Here is a 12,405-nt window from a genome sequence, read left to right as displayed (position 1 = left end):
GAAGGAGGAACAAGATGGAATCTATAAACAGTAATGCATATATGAAATCTTTACAATTAGAAAACAAGAAATCAAAAGAAAACTCAAAAAACACTTCTAATAGTTCTACTATGCATACATTAGAAGAAACTAGATCAAGTGCATTACAAAATGCTACTGATAGAGGAACTGCAATTATTCAACCAGGTTCAGAAATGGATAAAAATTCATTTTTAAGAATATTAGCAGCAGAGTTATCTAATCAAGATCCAACACAGCCACAAGATAACACACAATATGTAACTCAAATGGCGCAGTTTGCAAGCTTAGAACAAATGTCTAACTTAAACACTACAATGAGGCTTTCTGCAGCACAAGGGCTAAGTGGAAAATATGTAGCATTAAATGCAACCAACTCAAAGGGTGAGCAAGAATTTGGTCTTGTACAATCTGTATATAAAAGTGGATCTGGTGTTTATGTAACTGTTTTAACTTCTGATGGAGAAATAAAGAGTTTTAACTATGACAAAGTTTTAGAAGTTATGGAAGCTCAGGATAATACATTAGATTATATTAATTTTATAAATGCATCAAACTTAATTGGTAAAGATGTAGAACTTTGGGATGAAGCAGTTGATGGTGAAAAACCAGATGATGATAAAGAAGATGGTGAAACTGAAAAACCAGATGCAAAAAGACCATATGGTACTGTAAAAGAAGTATTTAGAGATAAAGATGGTGTAAAAATAAGAGTACATCTAAAAGATGAAGATGGTAATTTAAAATATGAAGATGGTAAACCAGTAATAAAGGATTACGCATTTGACCATATTATGAATATTAGAGATACAAATACTAAAAAATAGAATTTAGACGTAAATTGAGAGGTTTTAAAATGGGTTATAGAATTATAAATGGAGTTTTGTATCCCGTAGGCGATTTTAGTGAATTACATAAAAAAAGTGACACTAAAAATTTAGCTAAGGATAGCAAAAGTTTTAAAGAAATATTACAATCTGAAAAAATAAAAAGCCAAGGATTTACTTTATCAAATCACTGTGCACAAAGGCTTAAAGAGAGAAATATAGAGATAAACTCTGAATTTTTAAGTAAAGTAAATGAAGGTATAAATAGAGCCAGTGAAAAGGGAAGTAGGGAGTCATTAATTCTTTATAAAGATATAGCCTTAATAGCAAGTATAAAAAATAGAACTATAATAACAGCAATGAATAGACAAGAAGAAGATGTAAGTGTAATAACAAATATTGATTCAGTAGTTTTATTATAAATTTTAAGGCTGGACCTATAAGGAAGCCTTCTATCTTAACGAATGACAGAGTTAAGATACATTAAGAGGAGGAAATATAAATGATAAAATCAATGTACTCAGGAATTTCAGGAATGAATGCACAACAAAAGAAACTAGATGTAATAGGTAACAACATAGCAAACTCAGGAACTACATCTTTTAAATCATCAAGCGTAACTTTCCAAGATACTATGAGAGAAACAATAGGAAGAGGTAGTGGACCAGTTTTAACACTTGGAGGAAGTAACCCTAAACAAATAGGTATGGGTGTTCAGCTTCAAAGCATTAATGTTAATACTGGACAAGGAAGTTTAAATCCTACAGGAAGACCACTTGACAATGCTATTGATGGAAATGGATATTTTATTGTTGGTAAAGGTGAAATAACAGATAAAATAGGAATTGACGTAGCCGATGGAACTATTGGTGCTAATGATGCCGATGGAACTATGGAAGTTTACTATACAAGAGATGGTGAATTTAAAAGAGATAGCATGGGAAACTTAGTAACACCAAGTGGATATAGAGTTATGGGTTATTCAATAGGTGAGAGTATAGTACATGAAGATGGAAAAACAACTGTTAATTTTGTTGATGTTAATGATAAAGATAATCCAGTAAAAGCAAAGGAAGATGGTGGATTAATTCCTTTAGTAATTCCAGAAACTATAACTAAAGAAGGCAAAGAGGTTAGAATTCAAGGATATACTATTGAAAAAGATGGATTAATTAAGGCCACTTTAGAAGATGGAACTACTACAGCTATAGGACAAGTAGCTATGGCATCTTTTGTTAACGATAGTGGATTAGAGTCAGTTGGACAAAATATGGCAGTGCCAGGTGCAAACTCAGGTGAGCCTATAGTAAGACCAGGAAAAGGACATGATGGTGAGAGAAAAGGTGCTGAAAAGGCATATGGAGATATTATAAATGGAATGCTTGAAATGTCTAATGTTGATTTAGCTGTAGAGTTTACAGAAATGATAGTTGCTAGTCGTTCTTTCCAAGCTTGTAGTAAGGTTATAACAACAGGAGATGAAATTCTTCAAGAACTTGTTAATTTAAAAAGATAATTTAAATACTTAATAAAGTTACTTCTAAATTTACATCTAAATATAAAAATAAAAAATGTCCAACCTGTCGTAGTACAGGTTGGATAAATATAAACTATATAAAGTATAAATACATAAATAAATATACTAAGTGATTTTATAAATTAAAATATTACATTGAATATCATACAGAGTAGTTTGTATTTATATAAATTAAAATAAGAAAAGGGTGATGCTAGTGGTTGAAGTTACAACTTTAAATGGCAAAGAAGTTGTTATAAATTGTGATCTTATTGAAAAAATAGAGTCTGTACCGGAAACAGTTATTACCTTGAGTAATGGAAAAGTTTATTTAGTAAAAGAAGAACGAAAGGAAGTTATACAAAGGATAATAAACTATAAAAGAAAAATATTTACAGGAAACTTTTAGGAGGGCATAACAATGAAGAAAAATGATATGCTTACGTTAATTGGATTTATAGTGGCATGGGGACTAGTTGCTTACGGAATTGTAGTAGGTGGAGGAGCATTAAAGTTATACGTAGATTTACCTTCAATAGCAATAACTGGTGGAGGTTCTATAGGTGCATTACTTATATCCTATCCAATGAAAGACATAAAAATTTTAGGTAAAGTTTTTATGGAAGCTTTTAAAGAAGATACTACATCAAAAAAAGATATAGTTGTATTGTTTACAACATTATCAAGAAAAGCTAGAAAAGAAGGATTATTATCATTAGAAGATGATATATCAGGAATTGAAGATCCATTTACAAAAAAAGCACTTAGTATGGTTGTAGATGGAGTAGAACCAGAAGCTATAAAAGAAATTATGGCACTAGAAATAGATCAATTATCTGTAAGACATGGTCAAGGTTCAGCAATGTTAAAATCACTAGGTGCATATGCTCCAGCAATGGGTATGACTGGTACACTTATAGGTCTTATACAAATGCTTGGAAATATGACCGATTCTGATGCATTAGCAAAAGGAATGGGAGCTGCACTTATAACAACATTTTATGGTTCATTAATAGCAAATATTATGGCGATTCCAGTTGCACAAAAATTGGATCTTAAAACAGAATTAGAAGTTGGTAATATGGAAATGATAGTTGAAGGTGTAATTGCTATACAATCTGGAGCAAATCCTAGAGTTATAGAAGATAAATTAGTAGCATACTTATCACCAACAGAAAAGGAAGCATTTAAAGCAGAAGCTGGTGCTGCAGGGGCAGAGTAATGGCAAAAAAGAAGAAAGATGATATAAAAACCGATGCATGGCTAGCTACATTCTCAGATACCATGACATTACTTTTAACTTTCTTTGTTATGTTATATGCTATGTCTACGGTAAGTGAGGATAAATTAAAGCAAATATCAAGTTCTTTCCAATTAATGTTTACAGGACAAGTGTCACAAAACATATTGAATTTTAATGAAGCTTCAGGTGAAGTTCCGGTGGTTGGACAACCAGAAATAACAGAAGGCGAAAGAGAAAATATGGAAGACACTAAGGACAAAGTATATCAAGAGGTTTTAGAATTAATAAAACAAAATAATATGGAAAAGGAAATAGATGTTTATGAAGATGAAAAAGGTATAAACATTCAAATGAAAGAAACTGTACTTTTTGATTCAGGTAAAGCGGAACTAGTTCCAGCTAGCAAAAATATATTAGAAAAAGTAAATACTATTATAGCTGGTATAAATAATAAAATAATTATAGAAGGACACACTGATAATGTGCCAATAAGTAGCTCCATATATCCAAGCAATTGGCATTTATCATCAGCAAGATCATTAAGTGTACTACAATATTTTATAAATGAAAAAGGAAATAAAAATCCAGAAAGATTTACAGCTACTGCTTATGGCGAATATAGTCCATTAGTTCCCAATGATAGTGATGCAAATAGAGCTAAAAATAGAAGAGTAAACATAATTATTGTTACTGATAAAAAGGAGTAGAGGTATGGCTAAAGAGAAAAAAGAAAAAAAGAAAAAAGAAAAAAATGTTGAAAATGGAGAAAAGAAAAATAGCAATATTTTAAAAGTTATATTAATAGTTTTATTAGTATTTATATTAGTTGGAGGGGCTGCTTTTGCTGGATATTTTGTTGCAAGCAAAAATACTCCAAAACAAATTATAGAAGTTGAAGCTAGTGGTCAATTAAAAACAGAAGCTTATTATGATTTAGATGAGTTTTTAGTTAATTTATCAGATGAAGGAAAAGCTAGATATTTAAAAATAAAAATTTCTTTAGGATATGATGAAGAAAATTCAAAACTTCTTCCAGAAATAGAAAAAAGAAAAGCAGCTATAAGAGATTCAATAACAAATACTCTTAGAACTAAAAAGACAACTGATTTAGGAACAGTAGATGGAGAAACAAAACTTAAAGAAGAATTAATTCAAAGAATTGATGAATTATTAACACAAGGTCAATTACACAATATTTATTTCTCAGAAATATTAATTCAATAGGCAATAAGTATGAATGGTCAATTTTTTAAGAGTTTTATACAACTTATAATATTTTTACCATTAATAATAACACTAATATATCTACTTGGAAGACTAGGAAGTAAGTTTAATGTAACGTCTCCAAGTAGATGTATGAAGATTATTGAGAAGCTTCCATTATCAAAAGAGGCTTCAATTTTAATAGTAGAGATAGGAAAAAAGACATATTTAGTAAGTGCAACATCTAATAATATAGAATTATTAAGAGAAATTGATAAAAGTGAAATAGAAGAGTGTAAAATTCAATATAATGAAGACTTAAAAAAATATGCTAATATTTTCAATATAAAAGGATTTAAAAATAAGAACAAATAAGAATCCAAAAGAGGAAATTATATGGAAAAAACAAAAATAATATACAATAAAAAGAAATACATTATGGCGATTTTTATAGGCATATTAATTTCTTTTGTAGGTTTTAAAATAGCATTTGCAGCACCAAGTGATAGTTTTATTCCAATTCCAAATATAAATATAGATTTTGGAGAAGGTGCAGGAAAGGTAGATTTTGTAGATAACTTAAAAATATTACTATTACTTACAGTTTTAACTGTATTACCATCAATAATAATAATGACTACAGGATTTGTGAGAATAGTTACAGTTTTATCTATATTAAAAAATGCTATTGGGGTACAACAATCCGTACCAAGTAAAGTTATAATAGGTCTTGCACTGTTTTTAACTTTCTTTGTAATGACACCAACATTTAATAAAGTAAATGATGAAGCTATAAAACCATACATGGAAAGTAAAATTACAACAGAACAGGCATATACAAATACAATAACGCCTATGAAAGAGTTTATGCTTAAACAAACTCGTACTAAAGATTTACAAATGTTTATAGAGGTTGGCGATATAAAAGTTAAAACAGAAAAAGATAAAAATAATGTAGAAGTTCCAGTATATAAAGATGTTCCACTTTATGCAATTATGCCTGCATTTATGATAAGTGAATTAAGAACTGCTTTTGAAATAGGATTTTTATTATTTTTACCATTCCTAGTAATAGACATAGTAACCTCTAGTGTACTTATGGCAATGGGAATGTTTATGTTATCGCCAGTTATGATTTCATTACCATTTAAGTTATTATTATTTGTGTTAGTAGATGGTTGGAACTTAATTTCACAATCACTGATACATAGCTTTAAATAAAGGGAGGTAAGGTTTTATGTCAGAAACGTTAGTTATATCACTTATGAGAGAACTAATAAGAGTGAGTCTTATGATAGCAGGACCAATGCTTATTGTAGCTACAGTAGTAGGACTTATTATAAGTATTTTTCAGGCTACAACTCAAATACAAGAGCAAACCTTGACCTTTGTACCTAAAATAATAGCTGTTGCATTAGTAGGAGTGCTTATGGCAGGATTTACAGGAAATGTAATAATGTCATTTACTCGTAAAATATTTTCAATTATAGCTAATATATAGGCTTAGGTGGGATAATTTTGATAGAATCAGTAAATTTACAAGAATTTTTAGTATTTATCTTGATATTTGCAAGACTTACATCTTTTGTGCTTTATGTACCATTTTTTTTCCCAAATGGTGTACCACAAAGATATAAGATTGGATTATCATTGATACTTACATTTATATTAGTACCTATAGTAGGAAGAAATATAGTAGCAATTAATGACATATTTACTTTTTCAGTATTAATAGGAAAAGAAATTTTAATTGGTTTATTATTAGGTTTTATAACAACAGTAGTATTTTATATGGCACAAATGGCAGGACAATTTTTAGATTTTCATGTATCTTTTTCAATGTCAGCTGCATTTGACCCACTATCAAGTGAATCGGTAACAATACTTGGAAGATTTTTTTATATGTTATGTCTTATAGTCTTTGTATTAGTTGATGGACATCATTTAGTAATAACAGCATTAGTGGAAAGCTTTAACTTAGTTAAGGTGGGCACCTTTGTAATAAAGCCAGAAATATTTACATATATGATACATGTAATAATAGAGTTTTTTGCAATAGGGTTTAAAATGGCGTTACCTATTATATTAGTAATAATAATTACTGATTTTACATTAGGATTAGTTGCTAGGGTTATGCCACAACTTAATATTATGATGTTAGGTATACCTATAAAAATAATGTTGGGACTTTTAACTGTATCTTTAGCAATACCAGTATTTATGAATCTTTTCATAGATAACTTTGACAAAATGTTAGAAGCTATACGGGGATTATTTAACATTATGCCATGTATACTTATATTCTTTGCTAATGAAAACGGTGATAAGACTGAAGAAGCTACACCTAAAAAGAAAAGTGATGCTAGAAAAAAAGGTCAAGTAGCTAAAAGTAAGGAGTTTACATCAGCCATAGGACTTTTGGGTATAACAGCTGTTTTGATGTTCTTATTAGAATATATATTAAACAATTTGAAAGAAATTTTAATAATGTTTTTTTCAAATTATGCTACGTTAAACTTAGATCCTAATAACACTATTATGATAATAAAAACAGTAGTTTTAAGACTGATAATGATATTTTTACCAGTTGCGTTACCAATAATGGTGATAGGAATTGTTGCTAATGTTATACAAGTTGGAAAAATGTTTACAACAGATCCATTGAAGCCAAAATTTGAAAAAATAAATCCTATAAGTGGATTTAAAAGAATGTTTTCTATGAAAGCTGTTGTAGATTTATTAAAAAATCTTGTAATAATATGTATTATCGGATATGTTGGATATAAGTTTATACTATCTAATTATAATAATATCTTAAATTTTGCAAATTTAAGATTAGCAGCAACAATTTCAAGTTTTGGAGATTTAATAATAGAAATCTTTAAGAAGATAAGTTTAGTACTATTTATAATTGGGGTAGCAGATTATGTATATCAATTATATCAATTTAAAAAAGATTTAAGAATGACAAAACAAGAGGTTAAAGAAGAATTTAAACAACAAGAAGGAGATCCAGTAGTAAAAGGAAAAAGAAAGCAAAAGCAAAGAGAAATGTCTATGCGTAGAATGATGCAAAATATTCCAGATGCTACAGTGGTAATAACAAACCCTACACATATAGCTATAGCACTTAAATATACTGAAAACAGTGGTGAAGCTCCAATGGTCGTTGGAAAAGGAGCAGATAATGTAGCTATAAAAATTAAAGAAATAGCAAAAGAAAATGATGTTCCAATAATTGAGAATAAGGAACTAGCAAGACTTATATATAAAGAAGTCGATATTGATATGGAAATTCCATACAATATGTATCAAGCTGTAGCAGAGATTTTAGCTGTAGTTTATAAATTAAAAAAGTAAATTAGGTTACAAATGAAGAATTTTTAATATGAAATTAGAAATATGAATAATAGTTTAAAGAATAAGTAAAAATATTATGTTTTAATATTAAGCCTAATATAAACTAAAGTAGAGGATGATGATATGGCAGCTTTTAAAAATATAGAATTTAAAAAGAATATAGATATTATTATAGCTTTTGGAGTTATTGGAATTGTACTTATGATGGTAATTCCACTTCCATCAGTTATACTAGATGTTCTTTTAGCAATAAATATAACTGTGTCAGTTATTATTATGTTAATAACAATGTTTACAACAAGTATATTACAATTGTCAGTATTTCCAACATTGTTACTTATAACAACATTATTTAGACTTGCACTAAATATGTCATCAACAAGACTTATATTAGGAAAAGGATATGCAGGGGCAATAATAGAAACCTTTGGTGAGTTCGTTGTTGGTGGAAATTATGTAGTTGGAGTAATTATGTTCTTGATTATCATAATTGTACAGTTTGTAGTTATTACTAATGGTGCTGGTAGGGTATCAGAAGTATCAGCAAGATTTACACTAGATGCTATGCCAGGTAAACAAATGAGTATAGATGCAGATTTAAATGCAGGTATGATTTCAGAAGAAGACGCAAGAATTAGAAGAGGAAACTTGCAAAAGGAAGCAGATTTCTATGGAGCTATGGATGGTGCATCTAAGTTCGTAAAAGGAGATGCCATAGCTGGTATAATAATAACACTAATAAATATTATTGCAGGTATAGTAATTGGTGCAATGATGAATGGTCTTTCCATAGGAGAAGCAGCAAGTAAGTATACAATTCTTACAATAGGAGATGGTCTTGTATCACAAATACCAGCATTACTAATATCTACAGCGTCAGGTATATTAGTAACTCGTTCAGGTAGTGACGAGAACTTTGGTAAACAATTAGGTGGACAACTTACAACATTTCCTATAGTAATAGCTATGGCAGCAATTATTCTAGTTGTTTTATCTTTTATACCTGGAATGCCTACACTTGTATTTTGGGCACTTGCTGCATTAACAGGATATAGTGCATATTTACTGTTAAAAGATGAAAAAGCAAAAGTAAAACAAGAGATAGAAATAGAAGAACAAGAGATAATAGAAACAGAAAAAAGGGAACCTGAAAATGTTATGACTTTAATTTCAGTAGAACCTTTAGAAATAGAAATAGGTTATGGATTAATACCACTTGCAGATGATGCAGCAGGAGGAGATTTAGTTCAAAGGATAGCTTCAGTAAGGCGTCAATGTGCTATAGAGATGGGAATAGTTGTACAACCCATTAGAATTAGAGATAATTTAAGATTAAATAGCAATGAGTATGTAATAAAAATTAGAGGTACTGTTATAGAAAAAGCAGAATTGATGCCAAATATGTTTTTATGTATGGATCCGTCTGGTGGAAGCATAGGAATGGAAGGCATAAGAACTGTTGAACCAACTTTTGGTATACCAGCAATTTGGATAAATAAAGACCAAAGAGAAGAGGCAGAAATTAAAGGATTAACAGTAGTAGATCCAACAACAGTTATGATAACTCATTTAACAGAGACTATAAAGAGTCATTCATATGAATTATTAGGAAGACAAGAGACAAAAATGATTATAGATTCTGTAAAGGAAAAATACAGTACTGTTGTAGAAGAACTTATACCAGATTTAATGACTATTGGAGAAGTTCAAAAGGTATTACAAAGCTTATTAAAAGAAAAAGTATCTATTAAAGATATGGTTACAATATTAGAATCATTAGCTGATAATGCTAGAAATACACAAGATATAGAGGTATTAACTGAATATGTAAGATTTGCATTGTCAAGAAATATATGCAGTGAACTTATAGAATCAGAAAAAGTAATAACTGTAGTTACGGTAGATCCTAACTTAGAAAATTTAATTGCAAATAGTATACAAAAATCACCACAGGGTTCATTCCCAACTATAAATCCAGATGTTACTACTAAAATATTTGCAGCTATAAAAGAATTACTTGATATTACATATTTTAATAATAATATACCAGTAATATTAGTATCACCTAAGATAAGGCCGGCTTTTAGAAAATTAATAGAAATGGTTTTCCCTCAAATTGTTGTATTATCTTTAAATGAAATACCTAATGATATAGATATTAAAGCCGAAGGAGTTGTTTCAGTACAATGATAATAAAAAAATATATAGGTGAAAGTGCAAATGAAGCAATAAGCAAGGTTAAACAAGAACTTGGGAAAGATGCAGTTATAATTAGTCAAAGGAAAATTAAGAAAAAAGGAATTAAAGGTTTATTTTCTAAAAAACTTATTGAAGTTACAGCAGCAATAGAGTCTAGTAGTGAGTCATCAGCACCTAAAACATATAGTGTAGCAAAACAAAAGCTAGTGGAAGATGAAACAAATATAGAACAAAATTTAATAGAAGCATTGTTAAAAAATAGTGAGTCAAATAAAGAACCAATAAGAAAACAGGATAACATTAGTAGAGAAACTAATTTAATGTCATCTAATAAAAACCAAGATTTACTTTTTAATGAAGTTAAAGAAATGAAAAATATGATTAATAATTTAGTTAACAGCACTAATGCAGAAGTAAATAAAGTAGAAGAGTTTTTAGAAGAACAGGACATATGTAAAGAGATAAGAAATGAACTACTGGAAAAGACAAAAGATATTAATGATGAAAAAGAAAGATTAGAAGAGATTAAAGAATTAATAACTAAAAAAATAAAAATAGAGCCAATAGAAATGAATGAAAATATAGTGTTTGTTGGTCCCACAGGAGTAGGAAAGACAACCACTATAGCAAAACTTGCTGGTAGACTTGCATTAATTGAAAAGAAAAAAGTAGGGTTAATAACAATAGATACTTATAGAATTGGTGCAGTTGAACAGTTAAAAACTTATGCTGAGATAATGAATATACCATTTAAAGTTGTTTTTAATTTAAAAGATATGGAAATTGCAATAAATTCTATGGACGATTGTGATGTTGTATTAATTGATACTACAGGAAGAAGTAGTAAAAATACAATGCAAATCTCAGAATTAAGGGCATATGTAGAAAAAGCTAATTCTAAAAATATAAATTTGGTTTTAAGTTCAACAATAAAAGATAAAGATGTAAAAATAATAAATGAAGCATATAAAGTATTAAATTTTAATAAGGTTATAATAACAAAACTAGATGAAACATCTACTTATGGTTCTATTGTAAATATATTAAAGGAAGTAGAAGTTCCTATTAGTTTTATAACAACAGGACAAAATGTTCCAGAAGATATTGAATGTCCTAAAAAAGATAATCTTGTAAACTTGATAATGGGAGAGAGTAGTGTATGTTAGACCAAGCATCAAAATTAAGGCAATTAGCAAATGAAAATACAGTGAGTAACAAATTTGAAAAAATCGGTACTAAAGTAATAACTATAACTTCAGGAAAAGGTGGAGTTGGAAAAAGTAATATAGTAGTAAACCTAGCTATTATATTACAAAAAATGGGGAAAAAAGTTTTAATATTTGATGCAGATATAGGAATGGGAAATGATGATGTATTAATGGGCTGTTTTCCACGATATAGTGTGTTTGATATCATATTTAATGATAAAAACATAGAAGAGGTAATAATAGATGGTCCAATGGGAATTAAATTATTACCTGGTGGATCAGCACTTTCAAGAGTAGAAGATTTAACAGACATACAAAGGCAAAAATTTTTAAATCAGTTAGAAAGTATACAAGGATTTGATTATATACTTATGGATACAGGAGCGGGTATTAATAAAAGTATTCTTGCATTTATATCATGTAGTGATGAACTTTTAATAGTTACGACACCAGAACCAACATCACTTACAGATGCATATAGTTTAATAAAGGCTATAAATAAGTTCGAAATAAAGAAAGAAGCTAAAATTATAGTTAATAGAGTTATAGAGATACAAGATGGTACGGTAACATTTTCTAAATTAAAAAATGCAGCAAACAAGTTTTTAGATATAGATTTAGAATTTTTAGGTATGATCACGGAAGATACAAAACTTATAAAATCTGTAAGAAAGCAAGTTCCGGTTTGTATAGAATATCCTAAGGCTGAATCTACAAAAGATATAGAAGATATTGCAAAAAAAATAGAAGGATATCTTATAAAAGAAAACAATGGAAATATACAAAAGTTATTTAAAAGAATTTTTAATATTTTTTCGTAGGGGGATATAT

14 protein-coding genes are annotated in these 12,405 nt (G+C 28.8%); all 14 read left to right on the top strand.

What is annotated here, in order from left to right; translation table 11 throughout:
* The first annotated feature begins 14 nt into the window (after positions 1–14).
* The 14 genes from AC07E4_RS16500 (at position 15) to AC07E4_RS16435 (ending at position 12,395) form a co-directional block, all read left to right on the top strand.
* Positions 15–845 carry a flagellar hook assembly protein FlgD gene (locus tag AC07E4_RS16500; protein ID WP_478216999.1) on the top strand — a complete coding sequence of 277 codons (831 nt, stop codon included), beginning with the start codon at positions 15–17 and terminating at the stop codon, positions 843–845.
* A gap of 29 nt (positions 846–874) precedes the next feature.
* Positions 875–1,267 (top strand): TIGR02530 family flagellar biosynthesis protein, encoded by a 393-nt coding sequence (locus AC07E4_RS16495; protein WP_478216998.1) that lies wholly within the window; start codon positions 875–877, stop codon positions 1,265–1,267.
* 80 nt (positions 1,268–1,347) lie between these two features.
* Entirely contained in the window at positions 1,348–2,361 is a 1,014-nt protein-coding gene (locus AC07E4_RS16490) for a flagellar hook-basal body complex protein (protein WP_478216997.1), read from the top strand.
* Positions 2,362–2,578: 217 nt separating this feature from the next.
* On the top strand, positions 2,579–2,770 hold the full coding sequence (locus AC07E4_RS16485) for a flagellar FlbD family protein (RefSeq protein WP_040329440.1): 192 nt from the start codon (positions 2,579–2,581) through the stop codon (positions 2,768–2,770).
* Between the two features lie 12 nt (positions 2,771–2,782).
* Positions 2,783–3,583, top strand: coding sequence for a motility protein A (locus tag AC07E4_RS16480; protein ID WP_478216996.1), 801 nt, complete (start codon positions 2,783–2,785; stop codon positions 3,581–3,583).
* Positions 3,583–4,311, top strand: a complete 729-nt coding sequence (locus AC07E4_RS16475; RefSeq protein ID WP_040329438.1) for an OmpA/MotB family protein — start codon at positions 3,583–3,585, stop codon at positions 4,309–4,311. The genes AC07E4_RS16480 and AC07E4_RS16475 overlap by 1 nt, the downstream gene beginning before the upstream one ends.
* 4 nt (positions 4,312–4,315) lie before the next feature.
* Complete coding sequence (locus AC07E4_RS16470; protein ID WP_430829722.1) at positions 4,316–4,828, top strand: flagellar basal body-associated FliL family protein; 513 nt, start codon at positions 4,316–4,318, stop codon at positions 4,826–4,828.
* A gap of 9 nt (positions 4,829–4,837) precedes the next feature.
* Positions 4,838–5,182 (top strand): flagellar biosynthetic protein FliO, encoded by a 345-nt coding sequence (gene fliO / locus AC07E4_RS16465; protein WP_040329437.1) that lies wholly within the window; start codon positions 4,838–4,840, stop codon positions 5,180–5,182.
* A gap of 21 nt (positions 5,183–5,203) precedes the next feature.
* Positions 5,204–6,028 (top strand): flagellar type III secretion system pore protein FliP, encoded by an 825-nt coding sequence (fliP, locus tag AC07E4_RS16460; RefSeq protein ID WP_040329436.1) that lies wholly within the window; start codon positions 5,204–5,206, stop codon positions 6,026–6,028.
* Between the two features lie 16 nt (positions 6,029–6,044).
* Positions 6,045–6,308 (top strand): flagellar biosynthesis protein FliQ, encoded by a 264-nt coding sequence (gene fliQ / locus AC07E4_RS16455; RefSeq protein WP_040329434.1) that lies wholly within the window; start codon positions 6,045–6,047, stop codon positions 6,306–6,308.
* Between the two features lie 17 nt (positions 6,309–6,325).
* Positions 6,326–8,167, top strand: coding sequence for a fused FliR family export protein/FlhB family type III secretion system protein (locus AC07E4_RS16450; RefSeq protein WP_074432717.1), 1,842 nt, complete (start codon positions 6,326–6,328; stop codon positions 8,165–8,167).
* A 123-nt stretch (positions 8,168–8,290) separates the two neighbouring features.
* Positions 8,291–10,357, top strand: coding sequence for a flagellar biosynthesis protein FlhA (gene flhA / locus AC07E4_RS16445; protein ID WP_040329432.1), 2,067 nt, complete (start codon positions 8,291–8,293; stop codon positions 10,355–10,357).
* The gene (gene flhF / locus AC07E4_RS16440; RefSeq protein ID WP_040329431.1) at positions 10,354–11,532 is read left to right on the top strand and encodes a flagellar biosynthesis GTPase FlhF; all 1,179 of its coding nucleotides are present in this window, start codon (positions 10,354–10,356) and stop codon (positions 11,530–11,532) included. The genes flhA and flhF overlap by 4 nt, the downstream gene beginning before the upstream one ends.
* Positions 11,526–12,395, top strand: coding sequence for a MinD/ParA family protein (locus AC07E4_RS16435; RefSeq protein WP_040329429.1), 870 nt, complete (start codon positions 11,526–11,528; stop codon positions 12,393–12,395). Before flhF ends, AC07E4_RS16435 begins: the two co-directional genes overlap by 7 nt.
* The last annotated feature ends 10 nt before the right edge of the window (positions 12,396–12,405 follow it).

It is taken from the genome of Clostridium amazonense, assembly GCF_056431285.1.
Note: the sequence above shows the minus strand (reverse complement) of the source record. Positions and strands in the feature narration are given on the sequence as shown.

Coding starts and splice junctions, on each gene's coding strand:
- AC07E4_RS16500 (WP_478216999.1), top strand. CDS start 15: ATGGAATCTATAAACAGTAATGCATATATGAAATCTTTACAATTAGAA.
- AC07E4_RS16495 (WP_478216998.1), top strand. CDS start 875: ATGGGTTATAGAATTATAAATGGAGTTTTGTATCCCGTAGGCGATTTT.
- AC07E4_RS16490 (WP_478216997.1), top strand. CDS start 1,348: ATGATAAAATCAATGTACTCAGGAATTTCAGGAATGAATGCACAACAA.
- AC07E4_RS16480 (WP_478216996.1), top strand. CDS start 2,783: ATGAAGAAAAATGATATGCTTACGTTAATTGGATTTATAGTGGCATGG.
- AC07E4_RS16475 (WP_040329438.1), top strand. CDS start 3,583: ATGGCAAAAAAGAAGAAAGATGATATAAAAACCGATGCATGGCTAGCT.
- AC07E4_RS16470 (WP_430829722.1), top strand. CDS start 4,316: ATGGCTAAAGAGAAAAAAGAAAAAAAGAAAAAAGAAAAAAATGTTGAA.
- fliO (WP_040329437.1), top strand. CDS start 4,838: ATGAATGGTCAATTTTTTAAGAGTTTTATACAACTTATAATATTTTTA.
- fliP (WP_040329436.1), top strand. CDS start 5,204: ATGGAAAAAACAAAAATAATATACAATAAAAAGAAATACATTATGGCG.
- fliQ (WP_040329434.1), top strand. CDS start 6,045: ATGTCAGAAACGTTAGTTATATCACTTATGAGAGAACTAATAAGAGTG.
- flhA (WP_040329432.1), top strand. CDS start 8,291: ATGGCAGCTTTTAAAAATATAGAATTTAAAAAGAATATAGATATTATT.
- flhF (WP_040329431.1), top strand. CDS start 10,354: ATGATAATAAAAAAATATATAGGTGAAAGTGCAAATGAAGCAATAAGC.
- AC07E4_RS16435 (WP_040329429.1), top strand. CDS start 11,526: ATGTTAGACCAAGCATCAAAATTAAGGCAATTAGCAAATGAAAATACA.